Consider the following 15,324-nt stretch of genomic DNA (forward strand, 5'->3'; position numbering starts at 1 on the left):
CCCACCTCGCCATGATCGTGTCATGCGAGGCAGCGAAGCACGCGGCGGAATCGCTGCCAAGGGGCCGCAGCCCAGCGCAATAGCCGATCCGTCGATCGGGATCATCGGACGCGACGTCATGTCTGCGGGCGGGGTACCCCCACCGTCATGCCGGGGCTTGTCGCGGCCATCCGCGCTCTCACTCGCCCCAAAGACGTGGATGCCCGGAACAAGCCCGGGCATGACGAGTAAATCACGTCGTATGAAGTCGGAGCAGCCAGCCGCCCCTCAATGCGTCCAGGGCTCGCCGCGCCGGAACGAGAAATTGTCCGCATAGGCGACCGTCCGGTGCCGCGACTCTTGCGGCTCGACCACCTGGTAGGCGATGCCCTTGCGCTCGCAATAGGCGACCGCCTCTTCCTTGCTGTGGAAGCGCAGCGTGATCTGCTGCTTCATGTCGCCGGACGAGGTCCATCCCATCAGCGGCTCGACCGAACGCGGCTGCTCCGGCTCGTAATCCAGCTGCCATTCCTTGGTCTTGGACCGGCCGGATTGCATCGCGTTCTTGGCGGGCTTGAAAATGCGTGCGGTCATGGGTGGTCCGGGCCTCTTGGTCTTTTCGTTCGATTTCGATGCGTCACGGTAGCAGTTGGTGGAAACCGCGGGCATAGTATAGAGACACCTTTTGGGAACTGATCGGTGATTCCGGTCCCCCGGGGGTGCCTTGCCGACGGGTATAGTCATTATGCTGCACCGTGACAATTGCGTACCCGCCTTCCGCGCCGGGATCCCGCCCGGCGGCCCTGTCTCGCCGACACCAGCGTATCCGCCCCCTCCGAAAGCTTCCGTCGCATGGCCTTCCTGAACATCAACGCCACGCTTCCCGAAAAGGGCCGTGACCTCAGGCTCGACCTGTTTCGCGGCATCGCGAACTGGGCGATCTTCCTCGACCATATCCCCGACAACGTGGTGAACTGGATCACCACCCGCAACTACGGCTTTTCCGACGCCGCCGACCTGTTCGTCTTCATCTCGGGCTACACCGCTTCCTTCGTCTATGCGCGCATGATGCTCGAGCGCGGCTTCATCGTCGGCGCCACGAGGCTGACCAAGCGGGTCTGGCAGCTCTACGTCGCCCACATCATCCTGTTCGTGATCTACATCGCCTCGATCAGCTATCTGGCGCTGCGGTTCGGCGACTCCGACATGATCAACGAGTTCAACGTCGCCGGCCTCGTCGACAACGCCACCGAGACGCTGCGCCAGGGCCTGTTCCTGCGCTTCAAGCCGCTCAATCTCGACGTGCTGCCGCTCTACATCGTGCTGATGGGGCTGTTTCCGCCGGTGCTGTGGTTCATGCTGCGCAAGCCCGACCTGACGATGGCGCTGTCCATCGTGCTGTGGCTCGCCGCCCGCCATTACGGCCTGAACCTGACCGCCTATCCGGCCGGCCAGTGGTACTTCAACCCGTATGCCTGGCAGGTGCTGTTCGTGTTCGGCGCCTGGTGCGCGATGGGCGGCGCCCGGCGTTCGGGAGCCGTGATCAATTCGCCGATCACGCTGTGGCTTTGCCTCGGCTATCTCGCCTTCGCGCTGGTCATGACCATGGCCGGCCGCTTCCCCACCCTCGGCGGCATGTTCCCGGGATGGCTGTTCTCGGCCTTCAACCCCAACGACAAGACCAACCTTGCGCCCTACCGCTTCCTCCATTTCGTCGTGATCGTGATCCTGGTGATCCGCTTCGTGCCGAAGGACTGGCCCGGCCTGGAGTGGAAGGTGTTCGATCCCTTGATCGTCTGCGGCCAGCAGTCGCTCGCCGTATTCTGCGTCGGCGTGTTCCTGTCCTTCGTCGGCCATTTCGAGCTGTCGATGAGCTCGGGCTCGCTGTTCGCGCAGATCTTCGTCAGCATCGCCGGCATCGCGATCATGACGACGGTGGCCTATTACATTTCCTGGTCGAAAAAGCAGGACAAGCCGTTGAAGCCGCCGCCGCCCAAGCCTGCGGCGGCCGCCTCGCCCGCAAAGGCCGCCTAGAGCCGTTTCCGTTCCGATGAAATCGGAACGGGGCGCTAGATTCAGTTGCGGCAGCGGAGCCGGCTCAGGCCGCCTCGGTGTCGTACTCGGTGAACTTCTTGTAGATCCAGTCGCGGCCGTCGTGGCGGCGCCAGACCTTTCCATAGACGAGCTGCCCGTTGATCGAGCGGCGCGGCACGATCACGGTCCAGAGGTGCCAGATCTCGGTCCAGCTCGACTGCGGATGGACGGTTCGGACGTTGCGATCGAAAGACATGACGCAAAACTCACAAGATATGAGCGCCGCGACGAACTGTGACCTGTGTGACCACCGATTGCAGGCACCCCATCGCGAGCCTTGCCGACCTGATATCAGCCAGGAATGTGGCTGCAACAACCACTCGGCCTTAACCTAACTGGTCAACCTTACCCCTCGTGGGTACCCGCCAAGACCCGTTGAAAGCCGGCGCCGATCTTTCTATGATGCGTGCACAATTTGAGAATGAGCGCGCCGTTTTGGACGCGTGGCAATTGCGAACTGATTTTCATTTTTCAAATGACTTGCTGACTGGGGCACCACAATGAATATGCAATGTGGACGTTTGCGCCTGGCGGTGTGCTCGGTGCCGCCTGCGCCGCGCATCAAGACAGTCAAGACATCCGTCTCTGAACCGCCGAAGGCGGCCAACGACAATCATCTGGCGTGGCCGTTCCTGCCGTTTCCGCTCGGCTGGTACGCGACGAACTGATCCCCGGAAATAGCGCGACGCCGCTCAAGCGGAATATCATCGCTTGGCGGCGTCCGTTTAGGCATTGGGCGCTGAAATCCCCAATGCCTATATGTCTATGGCGACAGCCAAAGGTTCGAAGCAATTTTGCGAATTCTGCGGCGGGCCGGCCGGCGCAATGCCTTGAAAAATCGCGCAGAAGTGGCGTTTTGTGAAGAACAAGCGCCAGGGCTTCAGGCAAGGCTTCAGGCAAGGCTTCAGGCAAGGTTCGCGCGCGCTTCAGGTCGCCATAGGCCGCCTGCCCCGCCCCCACAATCGCGCCGGCTCAGATGCGCGACGTGCTCTGCGCATTGACGCCCAGCGTGCCCTGCGCGTTGTAGACCTGTCCCACCTGGTTGCCATGTTCCCGGCTCTGCGGTCGCAACCAATCACCGCGCCATGAGTTGCAGGTCCTTCCCGTCTGTCCGGGGAAGCCGCGTGGCTGCGATCCATGCCCGCGCGATGTACGGACGATCATCTCGTCTCACGACCGTGTGAGCTGGAGCGCGGCCGGTGAATTTTCACGAGCGAGCAGAGACCAACGAACAGCAGGCCGCAAGCCAAGGGGATGCAGTGAGTCAAATCGATACGACCGAGAAGCTCTCGGGCACGCCGGAGACTGAAAGTTCGCTGTTCGCACTGTGCGGGCTTGGCGTCGCCGGGATCGCAATGCTGGGCTGGATCTGCGCCCTCGCCTGGATCGCCTGGCGCCTGGTCGATTGGCTGTTGTTCTGAAATCGAAACGCCGCCGGCACGCCGACGCACGCAAAAGTTGCAGCGGACGCAATTTCGCGGAGATCGTCCTGCCGACCTGACCGTCGTGGCGGCAGCGGCAACGGGATGAGCGCGGCGCAATATCGAGAGAATTGAAGGAGCTTCAACCTCGGGACTGGTCGGGGCAGCTGGATTCGAACCAACGACCTGCAGTACCCAAAACTGCCGCGCTACCAGGCTGCGCTATACCCCGAATGTCCAGCGAGCCCCGTCGATACACGCTTCCCAAAGCGCCATCAAGCTTTCAAGCCGCCAGCAAGGCGGCAATAACCCCGCCGGGTCGCCCTACTTGGTGCCGAACAGCGGGTGGCCGACGCGGTCGCCGGGACGGATGCCGTATTTCTGCGCCGTTCCCGCCACCACCTCCAGCACGGCCCGCGCGGGCCCCTGGGACGAGATGATCTTGGTCGACAGCGGCTCGGTGTTTTCGGCGATGCGCAGGATGCGGCCGTCGGCGCGGATGAAGATCATGTCGAGCGAGACGTAGGTGTTCTTCATCCACATCGACACTTCCTGCTCGGGTTTGAAGTCGAACAGCATGCCTTTGCCGTCGGCCAGTTCCTTGCGGTACATCAGCCCGGTCTGCTTCTCCTCCTCGGTCGTCGCCATTTCCACCGAGAACACCTGCACGCCGTTCCTGGTGACGATCTCGAGCGGCTGGAAGCTGGCGGCGCGCACCGGCGCGCTCCCGACGGCACAGCCGACGACGAGGATGGCGGCCAGCCAGCCCCTCGCAATGGACCAGACGGCCTTTCGGTCAAAATTCATGGGACGGTACTCAAGGGGGCGTGGGACTGGACCAGTCCTTACGCGGCGATCGTGACAAAAGCCAGAGGCGCGCCGGACGGCCCGCGCGCCTCTTGTCACGATTGCGGGAGTTGGTGATCGCCGCTAGTGCGACTGCAATCCCGGCGATCCCGTCTCGGGATGGATCTCGGCCGCCATCATGCCCTTGGAGCCGGGCCCGAAGCGGACCAGGACATATTGGCCGGGCCTGAGCTCGGTCATGCCGAAGCGGCGCAGCGTCTCCATGTGCACGAAGATGTCGGGCGTGCCCTCGCCGCAGGTCAGGAAGCCGAAGCCGCGCAGGCGGTTGAACCACTTGACCTGGGCTCGCTCCAGTCCGCTGGTCGCGGTGACCGTGACGTGGGTGCGCGGCGGCAGCATCTGCGCCGGATGGATCGCGGTCGACTCGTCCATCGAGACCACGCGGAAGGCCTGGTAGCCCTTGGCGCGCTGGATGCACTCGACGACGATGCGGGCGCCCTCATAGGCGGTCTGGAAGCCGTCGCGCCTGAGCACGGTGACGTGCAGCAGCACGTCCGGCCAGCCATTGTCGGGAACGATGAAGCCGTAGCCCTTTGAAGCGTCGAACCATTTGATGACGCCGTGAACCTCAACGAGGTTGGCACTGCCTTCACCAAGTCCGCTGAACGGGCTTAGCGCGTTATCGCGACCGCCGCCGTGCTCGCCCACAGCGGGAACTCCGATCTTCTTGGACTCAAATCCGTCCGACGACCCCATAACCCCGGACCCCACACTGCCCATTGCAACCCGCCTCAGCGGCGGCGTCGAATCACGCGTCTTAAGAGAATGTTCTCAATTCGACGCGATGCGAATCTTTCGACTCAAAAGATAACACTCCCGGTTGCGGCGCATAGATAAAAATATGATTCGCCGGAACCTATGAACAGCTTGCACAGCCGCGAATCAAATTGATGCCTCAATTTCCGACAAAGGGCCCGAGAGTCTCGCCGATGTCGTGGCGGATGACGAGGTCGGCGATGTCGTCCTGATCGGTCGGCTCGCGATTGATGATCACCAGACGTGCACCGGCGTTCTTCGCCATCATCGGAAAGCCCGCCGCCGGCCACACCACGAGCGAGGAGCCGATCGCGATGAAGAGGTCGCAGGCTTGCGACAGCGCGGTCGCGCGCTGCATTTCGTCGTCGGGCATCATCTGGCCGAACGAGATCGTCGCGGTCTTCACCGGCTCGTCGCACGCGGTGCAGTTGGGTGCGCCGCCGTCTTCGTCGAAGCGGCGCTTCACCCAGTCGAGCTGATAGGCCTGCCCGCATCCGATGCAGCGTGCATAAGTGGTATTGCCGTGAAGCTCGATGACGTGCTCGGCGGCAAAGCCCGAAGCCTGGTGCAGATTGTCGATGTTCTGGGTGATGACGGCGGGAACCTTGCCGGCGCGGTAGAGCGAGGCGAGTGCGCGATGACCGCGGCCGGGCCTGGCCGCGGCAAAGACAGATTCCATCGCAAAGCGGCGGCGCCAGGATTCGTCGCGAGCCTCCTGGCTCGCGACGAACTCGTCGAACGCGATCGGACGATTGCGCGTCCAGATTCCGCCCGGCGAGCGGAAGTCCGGGATGCCGCATTCGGTGGAGATGCCCGCGCCGGTGAACGGCACGATGGTCCTGGATTCGGCGATCATGTCGCCGAGTCGTTCGACGCCGCTGCGAATATCCGATGCAATCACTCGCGGCCTCCCGTGTTGGCCTTGCGCTGGCCGCTCCATGCGCAAGCGACAAGATCGTTGACGCTGTTATCCACTGTCACGTGAGAATCGCGCAAGCGCGGTCGGCAATTTTTTCCGACCTTCGCTTATCACAATCCTGCAATGCCTCCTCCCCATTGACGCCCCAATCAGAAGCGCCAATGCATGTGTTAACGCGACTCAACGTGATTGCGGCGGCAGTGCGTGAGTTCGGCCGTGCACACATATTGGAGTGCACAGATACTGACGTGTAGAGGGGATTTGACATGACCGAAGACGAACAACGCAAAATCCGCGAACGCGAAGAGATCGCCGCCCGTGTCGCCGCCTTCCGTGCCACCCAGGAAAAATTCCAGCGCGAGCGCGAAGAGTATTTCGTGTCGACGCTCGACAATGCGCGCAAGGTGGAGCGGCCCTCGCTCTGGCCATAAAGGCACCTCCGATCGCCACGCATGAAAAAAGCCCGGAGCATCGCTCCGGGCTTTTCACTTGGTCAGCCGTTACCAGTGGCGGTAGTAGTGGCGCCGGGGATAGTACGGCCCATCGCCGTAATAGGCATACGGGCCGGGGCTGTAATAGGCGGGCCCGCCATAATAGCCGTAGCCCGGACCATAATAGCCGTACGGATGGGACGCAGCGACCGCGCCGGCGGTGATCGCGCCGGCGGCGAGGCCGAATGCGAGGCCCGGGCCAATGCCGCGACCGCGCGCCTCTGCAGGCGCAGGCGCCGCGACCGCGGTCACGCCGACGGCCGCAACGGTGGCCAGAACTGCCAATGTCTTCTTCATGACTCTCCTCCTTCGCGTCTCGCGGGGACAACGTCGCCGGCCCGCGATGGTTGCGCGCAGGAGTGGAACCCGGGCGGCAGAAAAATATCGGCACGAGCGGAACGAAAGCCGGTTCGGCGGATTGCATCTGCGAGTGCGGAAGCCTCCGCTATCCGGTTGAGGCGACAGCACGATGCCCCGTCAGCATCTCCGCGATGCTGGCGGGGTTTTTGGTTTCACGGAAAGAAGTTTCACGGAAAGAAAATGGCGGCAGACATCAATGGCTGCCACCGGGACGGATGCCGAGGAGGACCCATTGCCGCTATCCGCTTTGCTGGGGCGCATCCGCAGGCTCGTTCCCAAATCCCGCGACCAGCACTACGACGAGATCGTCCGCAACTTCGGTGTCGGCGCGCTGCGCCCGCCGCCGACGCCGATGAGCGACGGCGAGCTGGCGCGGGCCATCGCCGAGTTCCTCAAGGAGCAGCCCTCGAGCGCGTCCGTTGCGACCCTCGGCCGGCGGCTGGACCCCTCCTCTCCGCTGTAAGCGGGTTTGTTTCTGGCGAGCACGGAACAAATGTTTCCCGCGCACGTTGAACCCTCTTCACGCAAGAAGGGACCCGACATGCCCGCGTGGCTTGAAGTTCTGCTCAACCTGTCCGGCTATGCCGGCTTCGTCGCGCTTGCGCGCCGCGGCACCGCGTGCCCGGACCATTCCGCCGACGACCGCATCTACGGTGACGAGCGCTAATTGGTGTGGGGCGCCTGGCCTGCCGTGCGCACCAGCCGGTCGGCCTTGACCGCGACGCGCGTGTCCTCGAGCTGCGGCCGCAGCGAGAAGCTGATCACCACGAAGGCGAGGCAGAACAGCGAGCCGACGACGGCGACGCGCCGGTAGGTGTGCCGGTCGCCCTGAAAGAAGGATGGTTCTGAAAAAGGTGTCATGCAAACTTGCTTCTGGGCAAAGTCGTTTCTTGTCCTTGCCAAGACACCTATCCCAAGCAACCGCAAGCGCAACGCGATTGGGGTTTTAACCTAACCGAATAGGGTTATCGGCTTTCCCGCAAATTTTCGTTAGGAGTTTGCGCAAGGCTTGAGACATCTGCCCTTGAGATCCCGGCGCGCCGCTTCAGACAACGTCCGCACCAAAACTCGTAAACGCTCCGGCGGAGCCGCGGGTACGGCTTTGTTCCAGCTTCGCCTGCATTTCGTTCTCGAAGAACGAATCGGAATCGAAAAAATCGGCACGGAGCAACTCTTAACAAGTGGTGCGGATCGTCGCGAAAGCGAACGTGCGATCGCAGCGAAGGCACCATCACTCCATGTCATCTCGCTTCGGTGGCGGCGGCACCTGCGGCACCGAGGGCCTGCCTTTGCGCAGCCGCTTGTGCCTGTCGGACCAGAACACTTTGACGATCTCGGCGAGAAACCAGCACGCATCCATGTCGCTCTCCTTCGCCTCATTCCGTAACGAGGACACGAGGGCGGGACCGTGCGAAGCATCACGCTCACGCGCGGCGAGAAGGACTGTCCCGCATCGACACAGAAGGCACGCCTTGTTCTGCATCCGACTCCATTTCGTTCGCAAAGAACGAATCGGAGTCGAGCAAATCAGCGCGGCGCGACTCCTAACGATCGATGAAGGCGCGCGCCGTCACGGCTTCATCGGCAAGATTTTCAACGGCAGACGAGATCGCGCTTACTGGGTCGCGTCGTGGCCCGCCGGCGCGCCTCAGGCCGCTCGCTTGGCGTTGGCCTTCTCGGAAAAACATTCGAGAATCTGGATGCGGAGCTCTTCAACGGCCGGCCCCTCGACCTTCCGCAGCTGATTCCAGAGCCTAATCACTTCGCGCTGTTTCTCGATGGTCATGAGTCACCTCCAACGTGATTACCAACTAGAACAAAATGAGAACAAAAAGTCCAGCCCCTCGCGCGCGATTTCCCACGCACATCGCCTCAAGCCTTCCTCGCGCCGCGCGGCCCCCCTGAAAGCTGGGGATTTCCGCGCCCGGCCACTGGCAGCTCCGCCTGACGAACATGCGCCATCGCCACGGCGGGTTGCTTTTTGGATTTTCAACCTTAAGTTCGAGGCGCTGGCGGCCAGGCGCTGAAATCCCAACGCCGCCGGCCAAGAGAGCCCCGTGCGCAAGCGCGGGGTTTTTCTTTTGGGAACGCGCCGTCGTCCTCCCCGTTAGCCATTCCGGAGCGAGGGACCGTGACCAGGAAATTCTACGCCGTCGAAGTGGTTCGTCAGATCGAGGAGACCGTGGAGATCATGGTCGAGGCCCCCGACGAGACCACGGCGCACGATGCGGCGCTTGCGCACCTCAAGGCGCGCGGCTCCGAATATCAGTGGCTCAATCCCAAATGCGAATTCATCGTCTGGCGCGAGCGCCAGATCGATCCGCCGGCGATCATCGATGTGTCGGTGTCGACGGAGTAGCGGCCGGAACGAATGTCCCCGCCCCGCGTTGTCAGGCTGAATTCAGTGGTGCTGGCGGCTGTGCGACGCGGCCATCCAGCTTCGAGAAGCCCCGGCCCCAAGGCCGGGGCTTTTTCTTTTCGGCGCCGTCGAACAACAAGGCAGCAAACAACAAAGCAGCCACACGGGCGTTACACCGGGTGGCTGCTTTGACGACTGTCAGCTTCGCGCAAGATTCCGTCGCCGTCATCTTAACCGCCGAACGCCGGACAACGTTCCGGTGTACGGCAAATTTTCGTGCGGCCTTTGTTGACCGTCAGACCGGCAAATTGTCGTTCAGCCCCGGCGGGACTTCGCCTTGCGCGGCCCTCTCGGCGAGGAGCAACTTTTCGGCCTCATACCAGAAGGTGTCCATTCTCCCCGCGGGCTCGCCGGCTTCCCGCCAGAGATGATAGGCGCGGTCCCGGATCTGTTCCTCGCTCAGACTGGCCATGTGACGTCTCCCTTTGGGAAGCAAAGCGTGACGATGCCCGAGAGTTCCTTGTCCGTGTCCGACACACCAGCCGGCGGTCGTTGCGGCGCTCCGCGACAGGAAGCCGCCGCGACGACGTCGCGGGTCGCTTAGACGGAGTCCTTGGCCACCTTCAGCGGCGAGGCCTTCACCGACTTGCTCGCCGGCTTCGCCGCGAACTGCATCGGCTCCTTGGTGAAGGGGTTGACGCCCATGCGGGCCTCGGTCGCCGGCTTGTTCACGACCGACATCTTGACGAAGCCGGGAATGACGAACTCGCCGGACTCGTTGAGCTCCTTGTAGCCAACCGTCGCCATGTACTCGATGACCGACTTCACGTCGTTCTTCGACAGCTGCGTGCCCTCGGCAATTGCATCAATCAATTGAGTTTTCGTCATCTTCGCCATGTCTGAATTCCTTTTGTGCGGGTGAGCAGATCCTGCTCAGGACGCGGCTGAACCACGCAAGTGTGATGCCGATTCACGCCGGAGGTCATGAAGTCACGGGGCTTAGAACCCATTGAGGCCCAAAACACAAGCATGGCTTCGGCTGGGGTTCCAGCCCGTCCCGCGAAAGTGTCGCAGCATGCGCCGCGTTGGCTTTGAACCATTCTGCCGCTGGCGCGTCTAACTAATTGAAGTCCCCAAGCTTCACCCCCATCAGAGAGCCCCGCTTCCCCCAGGCGGGGCTTTCGCTTTTGGAGGCCTGGTGGAGCGCGCCGGCTGTTATATGGTCGGATGTTTCTCGTGAGGGGCTGATGAAGATTGCCATTGTTATCGCCGGCCTGATCGTCGTTGCGGTCGCCGCCCTGGTCGCCATCCAGCCGGAGTTCTTGAAGCCTGCGTCTCTGGCACAGGTCAAGAAGTCCGACATCTTCGGCTTTTCGCCCGGGATGACATTCGAGGAGACCAACAAGCTCGTCACGCAACGTCACTACCGCTGCCGACAGGGTCGCGGTTCGTACATCCTCGAATGCGAAATCAACGGCGCCAAAGTCACGGTCTATAGTGACGACGTCGACGCCAGCCACCCCATCCGGCGCGTCAATGCCGCGTTGAACAATCCGGGGCCGCAGGACGCGGCCGTCAAGTCGATCTCCGACCAGTTCAACGCCCAACCGACCAGGGACGCTCGCGAGGGATGGACGTGGATCGTCGGCCGTGGGCTCAAGCTGAGCTACGACGGCAGCGCCTTGAAGCTCGTGGACGAGGCCGGGGATAACAGGCTTCGCAACGACGAAGCCAAGCGCTAGGCGCGCTGCGCCGAAATGAGCGGACTGTCACCGCAACCCGGTTATCCCCAGCCAACGCGTCACCTCATCGTGAAACCTGCGGCCCGGCACGCCTTGTTGAGACTTCGGTAACCTAACCCATCCACTCTCCCCGCCAGTATCGTTGCGTTGGAGTAAACCCACAGTGCTGAATTTTGACGAGCTGCGTGAACTCGCGGCTGATGTTCGCGTGTTTGTTGACATCGCCGAGGACAAGGCTGAAGCGCTCAAGGCCGTCATCGCGGCCTACGACGTGGTGCTGGCGATCTTCCCCTCGCAGGAAGGCATGGGCCTCCACGTCATCAAGGGCAAAGAGATCCTGGACAGAATCGCAAACTCACGGACCCATGCGGTCTATAGCCACACGGCGATCGCGGTTCCCGATCTCGAGCATGCGCAGATGCTCAAATATCTGACGGCGCCTGTCGAACGGCGGATTGCTGCGTAGTTGCCCACGGCATCCTCACAATGACCGGCGCATAGGAACGGTCGGCTCTGCCGCACATTGATCCATCTCCAGATGAGGAGATTGCAATGAGCGTTGAAGGTAAAGCCAAGGAAGCCGCCGGCTACGTCAAGGAAGAGCTGTACGAGCGCGGCAAATCGCCCGAGAGCCAGAAGAAGGCTCAGGAGGGTCGCGACCTCAGGAACGAAGGCCGCGTCGAAGACGGCAAGCCGCCTAAGACGACGAAGCCCGGCACCGGTCACTAGACCGACTTTTCGAAACCCGCCCCTGGCCATGTCAGGGGCGGTTTTTCATGTGCGCTCGTGCCCCGGACGCAGCGCTCCCGGCGATGCGAAGCATGGTCCGACAGCGACGAACGCGCTGCGGCTACGTCCCATCTCGCATGTCCCTGGTCGCGAAGTGACATCCAAACGCCACCAGGACCAGAGCAAACGTCGAGCCGAGCAGAATTCGCAGGGTCGATCCCATCTCCTGGCTCACATATCGGACGTCGTGTCGGTGACTGTAACGCTGGGGATGTGCGGCATCAGGCTCTTGGGGAGAGCTCGTCAAAAGCACAAGCCACGCGACGGTCCCGCAAAGCGCAGCAATCCTCGCAATCTTCCCGAGCCGTTGCAGCCAGCGCGTCATGCCGCCCTCGTCATGGCGTGGATCTCCGCTACGCTCTTTCCCGGATCGGCCTTCATAAGCTCCAGGAGGCAGCCGCGCCTCTCAAGTCTTCGGCTTGGCCAGCAGCCTGAGAGCGCTGAGAACGCTGAGAATGGCGAAAGCACCGAGAGCGTAGATGAGTGCATTCACGAGCCAGGAAATGGCAATCCCTGCGAAGCTGGAGCCTCCGACCGCTCCCCAGAACAAATACGCTGCGCTGATGCCGGGCCACTCCAGCGAAAGAAAAGCGAAGTCGGTCAGCGGCTCGATGGCGAGGAGCACCGACGAGATGAGCGCCCCGATGACCAATGCGATGATGAGGTTCGCTTTCACGGAGAGCATCAAAACCCCAACAGCCCGGCGAAAACAGGAATGAGGAAATAGGCGGCGAGCCCGAGAAGGCCGCCCACGACGAGGCGTGCAGCGCGGCCGTGAATCTTCGTATCGAGCCACGCACAAACCGCCACCGCAACCTGCCTCAGCCAGTTACCAACGAGGCTTCTGACGAGATCAAACAGGAGTTCTGCAAGGACAGCGGACATGGCGTTTAGTCGCCCTAACTCTGGCGGGGTTCAACTGCCGAGGGTTTGACCATTGCGGGCGCCGGTTCGATAGGTTGCTGGCAAGGTCATTGCTCGACACTCATAAACAGCCATCATCGCCGAGCCAGCCGCAAGCGGGTTCACTTTTGAGAGAATTCCCTGCATAGTGCGGCATGGCCAAAGCAAAAGTGACCTTCAAAACCGTCCGCCTCTCAGACAGCGACTGGAAGATACTGGCGGACTACCCCGACCACGAACAGCGCGAAATCACCGGATTCGCCAGCAAGGCAGATGCCGACGACTGGATCAACGGCGATCGCAAGATCGCATGGCTCCGTTCCCAGGGTTACGCCAAGTGAGCTAGCCCAGTGAGCTAACAAAGTGACGTAGCTGTCGCGCGCACCTCGCAATCCTCCTTTTTGATATTGCAGCCGCGTCGTGTCATGTCCTCGCGCGTAATTACGGTGACAGTGCACTTAATTAGCTGACCTCATTCATCATCTGCCGTAGATGGCTTCGGCCCGCGCTTCGCCAGCTTGAGAACGCGTCCGGTCAGGCGCTCGATGCGAGCCAGAAAGCGGTCGTCGCCAAGCGGGCGGCCGATGCTTTCCGCGGAACGCAGCGCGCCGAATAGATTCAGCTCCGGCTCAGTTGCCAGCAAATCGGCAAAATCCGGGAAGCGATCGCGGATCGGCGCCAGCGCGGTCAGGCCGTCATCCCGCCAGCGCAGATGGGCACGCGTGCTCGCCCACCGCCAATCCTGCGCGCGCTGCACCAACCGCGCCCGCACGGGGTTGAGCGACACGTAACGCAGCGCCGCCGCAAGATGGCGCTCGTCCATGGCGACAGCGCCGAACCTACCTTGCCAGAAATGACCCGTGCGCTTGCGTCGCGCCTGGATGGTGCCGGCATAGCTTCGATGCACACGGGCCAGTGCGCGGCGCAGCCCGTCGGGATCGGACGGCACCAGGATGAGATGCACGTGGTTTGGCATCAGGCACCAGGCCCACACCTCAACTCCGGCGTCGCCGCAATTTGCGGCGAGCAGGTCACGATAGAGCGCGTAATCGTCATCGTCGAAGAACGTGCGCGACCGGCCATTGCCGCGCTGGGTGACATGGTGCGGATGACCGGGAATAACGACACGGGCAAGACGGGCCATGCCGCATCTTGATCGCGAAATCGGATGGCGTCAATTTAGTGCACTGTCACCGTAATTTCAGGAGGTCGCCGCGCGCCTCAACTCTTCGGCCTGGCCAGCAGCCTGAGAGCGCTGAGAACACTGAGAATGGCGAAAGCACAAAGACCGTAGGTGAGTGCATTCACGACCCAGGATATGGCAATCCCTGCGAAGCTGGAGCCTCCGACTGCTCCCCAGAACAAATACGCTGCGGTGATGCCGGGCCACTCCAGCGAAAGAAAAGCGAATTCGGTCAGCGGCTCGATGGCGAGGAGCACCGACGAGATGAGCGCCCCGATGGCCAATGCGATGATGAGGTTCGCCTTCACGGAGAGCATCAAAACCCCAGCAGCCCGGCGATAACCGGAACGAGGAAATAGGCGGCGAGCCCGAGCAGGCCGCCCACGACCAAGCGTGCCCCGCGGCCGTGAATCTTCGTATCGAGCCACGCACAAACCGCCACCGCAGCCTGTCTCAGCCAGTCGCCAACGAGGATTCTGACGAGATCAAACAGGAGTTCTGCAAAGAAAGCGGCCATGGCGTTTAGTCGCCCTACCTCTGGCGGGGTTCAACCGCCGCGAGTTGGCCATTGAGGGCGCCGGTTCGATAGGTTGCTGGCGAGGTCACTGCTCGACACTCGTAAACAGCCATCATCGCCGAGGAACGGGCCGATCGGGGCCGGATCGGTTTTCCGTCACTGTGAGTGATGCCGATGCGGATTGACGAAAAGCCGGCCGCAAAGCGGGTTCTCTTTTGAGAGAATTCCCTGCATAGTGCGGCATGGCCAAAGCAAAAGTGACCTTCAAAACCGTCCGCCTCTCAGACAGCGACTGGAAGATACTGGCGGACTACCCCGACCACGAACAGCGCGAAATCACCGGATTCGCCAGCAAGGCAGATGCCGACGACTGGATCAACGGCGATCGCAAGATCGCATGGCTCCGTTCCCAAGGTTACGCCAAGTGAACTAGCCAAGTGAGCTAGCCAAGTGACGTAGCTGTCGCGCGCACATCGCAATCCTCCTTTTTGATGTTGCAGCCGCGCCGTGTCATGTCATCGCGCGTAATTACGGTGACAGTGCACTTAATTAGCTGACCTCATTCATCATCTACCGTAGATGGCTTCGGCCCGCGCTTCGCCGGCTTGAGAACGCGTCCGGTCTGGCGCTCGATGCGAGCCAGAAAGCGGTCGTCGCCAAGCGGGCGGCCGATGCTTTCCGCGGAACGCAGCGCGCCGAATAGATTCAGCTCCGGCTCAGTTGTGAGCAAATCAGCAAAATCCGGGAAGCGATGGGGGATCGGCACCAGCGCGGTCAGGCCGTCATCCCGCCAGCGCAGATGGGCACGCGTGCTCGCCCACCGCCAATCCTGAGCACGCTGCACCAACCGTAAGCATCCGGCGAAGACCGCGCGCGGGTCATTTTCGGCTCAGGCGGCTTGATCAACGTTCCGGATGGCAGAGCGCCAATTCCATGGCAGCAGT

29 protein-coding genes and 1 tRNA gene are annotated in these 15,324 nt (G+C 62.0%); 12 read left to right on the forward strand and 18 right to left on the reverse strand.

Going from position 1 to position 15,324, the window contains the following annotated elements; all coding sequences use genetic code 11:
- Window positions 1–267: 267 nt before the first annotated feature.
- Window positions 268–573, reverse strand: a complete 306-nt coding sequence (locus ABIB99_RS10380) for an ETC complex I subunit (protein ID WP_208086673.1) — start codon at window positions 571–573, stop codon at window positions 268–270.
- A 258-nt stretch (window positions 574–831) separates the two neighbouring features.
- Between ABIB99_RS10380 and ABIB99_RS10385 the strand changes: the two genes are divergently transcribed.
- A complete protein-coding gene (locus ABIB99_RS10385; protein WP_063983449.1) occupies window positions 832–2,013 on the forward strand; it encodes an OpgC domain-containing protein in 1,182 nt (393 codons plus the stop codon).
- 64 nt (window positions 2,014–2,077) lie between these two features.
- Here ABIB99_RS10385 and ABIB99_RS10390 read toward each other — a convergent pair whose 3' ends face one another.
- Complete coding sequence (locus tag ABIB99_RS10390) at window positions 2,078–2,269, reverse strand: hypothetical protein (protein ID WP_063983450.1); 192 nt, start codon at window positions 2,267–2,269, stop codon at window positions 2,078–2,080.
- A 304-nt stretch (window positions 2,270–2,573) separates the two neighbouring features.
- On the opposite strand from ABIB99_RS10390, the gene ABIB99_RS10395 reads away from it, so the two are divergent.
- Window positions 2,574–2,741 carry a hypothetical protein gene (locus ABIB99_RS10395; RefSeq protein WP_166341408.1) on the forward strand — a complete coding sequence of 56 codons (168 nt, stop codon included), beginning with the start codon at window positions 2,574–2,576 and terminating at the stop codon, window positions 2,739–2,741.
- Between the two features lie 591 nt (window positions 2,742–3,332).
- The gene (locus tag ABIB99_RS10400; RefSeq protein WP_223153565.1) at window positions 3,333–3,494 is read left to right on the forward strand and encodes an RNA-binding protein; all 162 of its coding nucleotides are present in this window, start codon (window positions 3,333–3,335) and stop codon (window positions 3,492–3,494) included.
- A 155-nt stretch (window positions 3,495–3,649) separates the two neighbouring features.
- Here ABIB99_RS10400 and ABIB99_RS10405 read toward each other — a convergent pair.
- The 4 genes from ABIB99_RS10405 to ABIB99_RS10420 form a co-directional block, all read right to left on the reverse strand.
- A tRNA-Pro gene (locus tag ABIB99_RS10405) sits at window positions 3,650–3,726 on the reverse strand.
- A gap of 92 nt (window positions 3,727–3,818) precedes the next feature.
- Window positions 3,819–4,301, reverse strand: a complete 483-nt coding sequence (locus ABIB99_RS10410) for a DUF192 domain-containing protein (RefSeq protein ID WP_038959501.1) — start codon at window positions 4,299–4,301, stop codon at window positions 3,819–3,821.
- A 123-nt stretch (window positions 4,302–4,424) separates the two neighbouring features.
- Entirely contained in the window at window positions 4,425–5,057 is a 633-nt protein-coding gene (locus tag ABIB99_RS10415; RefSeq protein WP_028150990.1) for a cold-shock protein, read from the reverse strand.
- Between the two features lie 199 nt (window positions 5,058–5,256).
- Window positions 5,257–6,018, reverse strand: coding sequence for an SIR2 family NAD-dependent protein deacylase (locus ABIB99_RS10420; protein ID WP_354096254.1), 762 nt, complete (start codon window positions 6,016–6,018; stop codon window positions 5,257–5,259).
- Between the two features lie 284 nt (window positions 6,019–6,302).
- Between ABIB99_RS10420 and ABIB99_RS10425 the strand changes: the two genes are divergently transcribed.
- On the forward strand, window positions 6,303–6,467 hold the full coding sequence (locus ABIB99_RS10425; protein ID WP_014495457.1) for a hypothetical protein: 165 nt from the start codon (window positions 6,303–6,305) through the stop codon (window positions 6,465–6,467).
- Window positions 6,468–6,536: 69 nt separating this feature from the next.
- Here ABIB99_RS10425 and ABIB99_RS10430 read toward each other — a convergent pair whose 3' ends face one another.
- Entirely contained in the window at window positions 6,537–6,824 is a 288-nt protein-coding gene (locus tag ABIB99_RS10430) for a hypothetical protein (RefSeq protein WP_063983453.1), read from the reverse strand.
- A 172-nt stretch (window positions 6,825–6,996) separates the two neighbouring features.
- Between ABIB99_RS10430 and ABIB99_RS10435 the strand changes: the two genes are divergently transcribed.
- Both ABIB99_RS10435 and ABIB99_RS10440 read left to right on the forward strand, forming a co-directional pair.
- Window positions 6,997–7,350, forward strand: coding sequence for a hypothetical protein (locus ABIB99_RS10435; protein WP_354096252.1), 354 nt, complete (start codon window positions 6,997–6,999; stop codon window positions 7,348–7,350).
- Window positions 7,351–7,428: 78 nt separating this feature from the next.
- Complete coding sequence (locus ABIB99_RS10440; RefSeq protein WP_135213555.1) at window positions 7,429–7,554, forward strand: hypothetical protein; 126 nt, start codon at window positions 7,429–7,431, stop codon at window positions 7,552–7,554.
- Here the strand turns inward: ABIB99_RS10440 and ABIB99_RS10445 are convergent.
- The 3 genes from ABIB99_RS10445 to ABIB99_RS10455 form a co-directional block, all read right to left on the reverse strand.
- Window positions 7,551–7,748 carry a hypothetical protein gene (locus ABIB99_RS10445; protein WP_039148983.1) on the reverse strand — a complete coding sequence of 66 codons (198 nt, stop codon included), beginning with the start codon at window positions 7,746–7,748 and terminating at the stop codon, window positions 7,551–7,553. The two genes, ABIB99_RS10440 and ABIB99_RS10445, sit on opposite strands and share 4 nt — an antisense overlap.
- 370 nt (window positions 7,749–8,118) lie before the next feature.
- Window positions 8,119–8,247, reverse strand: a complete 129-nt coding sequence (locus ABIB99_RS10450; protein ID WP_256376411.1) for a hypothetical protein — start codon at window positions 8,245–8,247, stop codon at window positions 8,119–8,121.
- Window positions 8,248–8,535: 288 nt separating this feature from the next.
- Entirely contained in the window at window positions 8,536–8,673 is a 138-nt protein-coding gene (locus ABIB99_RS10455) for a hypothetical protein (protein WP_354175716.1), read from the reverse strand.
- Between the two features lie 345 nt (window positions 8,674–9,018).
- On the opposite strand from ABIB99_RS10455, the gene ABIB99_RS10460 reads away from it, so the two are divergent.
- Window positions 9,019–9,246, forward strand: coding sequence for a hypothetical protein (locus tag ABIB99_RS10460; protein WP_063983455.1), 228 nt, complete (start codon window positions 9,019–9,021; stop codon window positions 9,244–9,246).
- A gap of 295 nt (window positions 9,247–9,541) precedes the next feature.
- Here ABIB99_RS10460 and ABIB99_RS10465 read toward each other — a convergent pair whose 3' ends face one another.
- Together ABIB99_RS10465 and ABIB99_RS10470 are read right to left on the reverse strand one after the other, a co-directional pair.
- Window positions 9,542–9,718, reverse strand: coding sequence for a DUF2934 domain-containing protein (locus tag ABIB99_RS10465; protein WP_084795141.1), 177 nt, complete (start codon window positions 9,716–9,718; stop codon window positions 9,542–9,544).
- A 128-nt stretch (window positions 9,719–9,846) separates the two neighbouring features.
- The gene (locus ABIB99_RS10470; RefSeq protein WP_007591377.1) at window positions 9,847–10,143 is read right to left on the reverse strand and encodes an HU family DNA-binding protein; all 297 of its coding nucleotides are present in this window, start codon (window positions 10,141–10,143) and stop codon (window positions 9,847–9,849) included.
- A gap of 350 nt (window positions 10,144–10,493) precedes the next feature.
- On the opposite strand from ABIB99_RS10470, the gene ABIB99_RS10475 reads away from it, so the two are divergent.
- The 3 genes from ABIB99_RS10475 (at window position 10,494) to ABIB99_RS10485 (ending at window position 11,717) form a co-directional block, all read left to right on the forward strand.
- Window positions 10,494–10,988 carry a hypothetical protein gene (locus tag ABIB99_RS10475; protein WP_063983456.1) on the forward strand — a complete coding sequence of 165 codons (495 nt, stop codon included), beginning with the start codon at window positions 10,494–10,496 and terminating at the stop codon, window positions 10,986–10,988.
- A gap of 163 nt (window positions 10,989–11,151) precedes the next feature.
- Window positions 11,152–11,454, forward strand: coding sequence for a hypothetical protein (locus ABIB99_RS10480; protein ID WP_028161315.1), 303 nt, complete (start codon window positions 11,152–11,154; stop codon window positions 11,452–11,454).
- 86 nt (window positions 11,455–11,540) lie between these two features.
- Complete coding sequence (locus ABIB99_RS10485) at window positions 11,541–11,717, forward strand: hypothetical protein (RefSeq protein ID WP_187387710.1); 177 nt, start codon at window positions 11,541–11,543, stop codon at window positions 11,715–11,717.
- Between the two features lie 466 nt (window positions 11,718–12,183).
- Here the strand turns inward: ABIB99_RS10485 and ABIB99_RS10490 are convergent, their stop codons facing one another.
- The gene (locus ABIB99_RS10490; protein ID WP_063983458.1) at window positions 12,184–12,462 is read right to left on the reverse strand and encodes a hypothetical protein; all 279 of its coding nucleotides are present in this window, start codon (window positions 12,460–12,462) and stop codon (window positions 12,184–12,186) included.
- A complete protein-coding gene (locus ABIB99_RS10495) occupies window positions 12,462–12,662 on the reverse strand; it encodes a hypothetical protein (RefSeq protein WP_084795142.1) in 201 nt (66 codons plus the stop codon). The genes ABIB99_RS10490 and ABIB99_RS10495 overlap by 1 nt, the downstream gene beginning before the upstream one ends.
- 173 nt (window positions 12,663–12,835) lie before the next feature.
- On the opposite strand from ABIB99_RS10495, the gene ABIB99_RS10500 reads away from it, so the two are divergent.
- The gene (locus ABIB99_RS10500; protein WP_028151001.1) at window positions 12,836–13,021 is read left to right on the forward strand and encodes a hypothetical protein; all 186 of its coding nucleotides are present in this window, start codon (window positions 12,836–12,838) and stop codon (window positions 13,019–13,021) included.
- Window positions 13,022–13,152: 131 nt separating this feature from the next.
- Here ABIB99_RS10500 and ABIB99_RS10505 read toward each other — a convergent pair whose 3' ends face one another.
- The 3 genes from ABIB99_RS10505 to ABIB99_RS10515 all read right to left on the reverse strand — a co-directional run bounded on the left by ABIB99_RS10505 (window position 13,153) and on the right by ABIB99_RS10515 (window position 14,380).
- The gene (locus tag ABIB99_RS10505; RefSeq protein ID WP_231141879.1) at window positions 13,153–13,824 is read right to left on the reverse strand and encodes a transposase; all 672 of its coding nucleotides are present in this window, start codon (window positions 13,822–13,824) and stop codon (window positions 13,153–13,155) included.
- Between the two features lie 77 nt (window positions 13,825–13,901).
- Window positions 13,902–14,180, reverse strand: coding sequence for a hypothetical protein (locus ABIB99_RS10510; RefSeq protein ID WP_063983460.1), 279 nt, complete (start codon window positions 14,178–14,180; stop codon window positions 13,902–13,904).
- Entirely contained in the window at window positions 14,180–14,380 is a 201-nt protein-coding gene (locus ABIB99_RS10515) for a hypothetical protein (RefSeq protein WP_063983461.1), read from the reverse strand. Before ABIB99_RS10515 ends, ABIB99_RS10510 begins: the two co-directional genes overlap by 1 nt.
- Before the next feature lie 242 nt (window positions 14,381–14,622).
- On the opposite strand from ABIB99_RS10515, the gene ABIB99_RS10520 reads away from it, so the two are divergent.
- Window positions 14,623–14,808 (forward strand): hypothetical protein, encoded by a 186-nt coding sequence (locus ABIB99_RS10520; protein ID WP_028151001.1) that lies wholly within the window; start codon window positions 14,623–14,625, stop codon window positions 14,806–14,808.
- A gap of 131 nt (window positions 14,809–14,939) precedes the next feature.
- Here the strand turns inward: ABIB99_RS10520 and ABIB99_RS10525 are convergent, their stop codons facing one another.
- On the reverse strand, window positions 14,940–15,227 hold the full coding sequence (locus tag ABIB99_RS10525; protein ID WP_354175719.1) for a hypothetical protein: 288 nt from the start codon (window positions 15,225–15,227) through the stop codon (window positions 14,940–14,942).
- Between the last annotated feature and the right edge of the window lie 97 nt (window positions 15,228–15,324).

This window comes from Bradyrhizobium sp. LA6.1, assembly GCF_040547805.1.
GTDB classification, from domain to species: Bacteria; Pseudomonadota; Alphaproteobacteria; order Rhizobiales; family Xanthobacteraceae; genus Bradyrhizobium; species Bradyrhizobium barranii.

What these genes read in the sequence shown, in the direction of transcription:
- ABIB99_RS10380 (WP_208086673.1), bottom strand. Translation starts at nt 573, where the DNA reads ATGACCGCACGCATTTTCAAGCCCGCCAAGAACGCGATGCAATCCGGC.
- ABIB99_RS10385 (WP_063983449.1), top strand. Translation starts at nt 832, where the DNA reads ATGGCCTTCCTGAACATCAACGCCACGCTTCCCGAAAAGGGCCGTGAC.
- ABIB99_RS10390 (WP_063983450.1), bottom strand. Translation starts at nt 2,269, where the DNA reads ATGTCTTTCGATCGCAACGTCCGAACCGTCCATCCGCAGTCGAGCTGG.
- ABIB99_RS10395 (WP_166341408.1), top strand. Translation starts at nt 2,574, where the DNA reads ATGAATATGCAATGTGGACGTTTGCGCCTGGCGGTGTGCTCGGTGCCG.
- ABIB99_RS10410 (WP_038959501.1), bottom strand. Translation starts at nt 4,301, where the DNA reads ATGAATTTTGACCGAAAGGCCGTCTGGTCCATTGCGAGGGGCTGGCTG.
- ABIB99_RS10415 (WP_028150990.1), bottom strand. Translation starts at nt 5,057, where the DNA reads ATGGGGTCGTCGGACGGATTTGAGTCCAAGAAGATCGGAGTTCCCGCT.
- ABIB99_RS10425 (WP_014495457.1), top strand. Translation starts at nt 6,303, where the DNA reads ATGACCGAAGACGAACAACGCAAAATCCGCGAACGCGAAGAGATCGCC.
- ABIB99_RS10430 (WP_063983453.1), bottom strand. Translation starts at nt 6,824, where the DNA reads ATGAAGAAGACATTGGCAGTTCTGGCCACCGTTGCGGCCGTCGGCGTG.
- ABIB99_RS10435 (WP_354096252.1), top strand. Translation starts at nt 6,997, where the DNA reads ATGCCCCGTCAGCATCTCCGCGATGCTGGCGGGGTTTTTGGTTTCACG.
- ABIB99_RS10440 (WP_135213555.1), top strand. Translation starts at nt 7,429, where the DNA reads ATGCCCGCGTGGCTTGAAGTTCTGCTCAACCTGTCCGGCTATGCCGGC.
- ABIB99_RS10445 (WP_039148983.1), bottom strand. Translation starts at nt 7,748, where the DNA reads ATGACACCTTTTTCAGAACCATCCTTCTTTCAGGGCGACCGGCACACC.
- ABIB99_RS10450 (WP_256376411.1), bottom strand. Translation starts at nt 8,247, where the DNA reads ATGGATGCGTGCTGGTTTCTCGCCGAGATCGTCAAAGTGTTCTGGTCC.
- ABIB99_RS10455 (WP_354175716.1), bottom strand. Translation starts at nt 8,673, where the DNA reads ATGACCATCGAGAAACAGCGCGAAGTGATTAGGCTCTGGAATCAGCTG.
- ABIB99_RS10465 (WP_084795141.1), bottom strand. Translation starts at nt 9,718, where the DNA reads ATGGCCAGTCTGAGCGAGGAACAGATCCGGGACCGCGCCTATCATCTC.
- ABIB99_RS10470 (WP_007591377.1), bottom strand. Translation starts at nt 10,143, where the DNA reads ATGGCGAAGATGACGAAAACTCAATTGATTGATGCAATTGCCGAGGGC.
- ABIB99_RS10475 (WP_063983456.1), top strand. Translation starts at nt 10,494, where the DNA reads ATGAAGATTGCCATTGTTATCGCCGGCCTGATCGTCGTTGCGGTCGCC.
- ABIB99_RS10485 (WP_187387710.1), top strand. Translation starts at nt 11,541, where the DNA reads ATGAGCGTTGAAGGTAAAGCCAAGGAAGCCGCCGGCTACGTCAAGGAA.
- ABIB99_RS10490 (WP_063983458.1), bottom strand. Translation starts at nt 12,462, where the DNA reads ATGCTCTCCGTGAAAGCGAACCTCATCATCGCATTGGTCATCGGGGCG.
- ABIB99_RS10495 (WP_084795142.1), bottom strand. Translation starts at nt 12,662, where the DNA reads ATGTCCGCTGTCCTTGCAGAACTCCTGTTTGATCTCGTCAGAAGCCTC.
- ABIB99_RS10500 (WP_028151001.1), top strand. Translation starts at nt 12,836, where the DNA reads ATGGCCAAAGCAAAAGTGACCTTCAAAACCGTCCGCCTCTCAGACAGC.
- ABIB99_RS10505 (WP_231141879.1), bottom strand. Translation starts at nt 13,824, where the DNA reads ATGGCCCGTCTTGCCCGTGTCGTTATTCCCGGTCATCCGCACCATGTC.
- ABIB99_RS10510 (WP_063983460.1), bottom strand. Translation starts at nt 14,180, where the DNA reads ATGCTCTCCGTGAAGGCGAACCTCATCATCGCATTGGCCATCGGGGCG.
- ABIB99_RS10515 (WP_063983461.1), bottom strand. Translation starts at nt 14,380, where the DNA reads ATGGCCGCTTTCTTTGCAGAACTCCTGTTTGATCTCGTCAGAATCCTC.
- ABIB99_RS10520 (WP_028151001.1), top strand. Translation starts at nt 14,623, where the DNA reads ATGGCCAAAGCAAAAGTGACCTTCAAAACCGTCCGCCTCTCAGACAGC.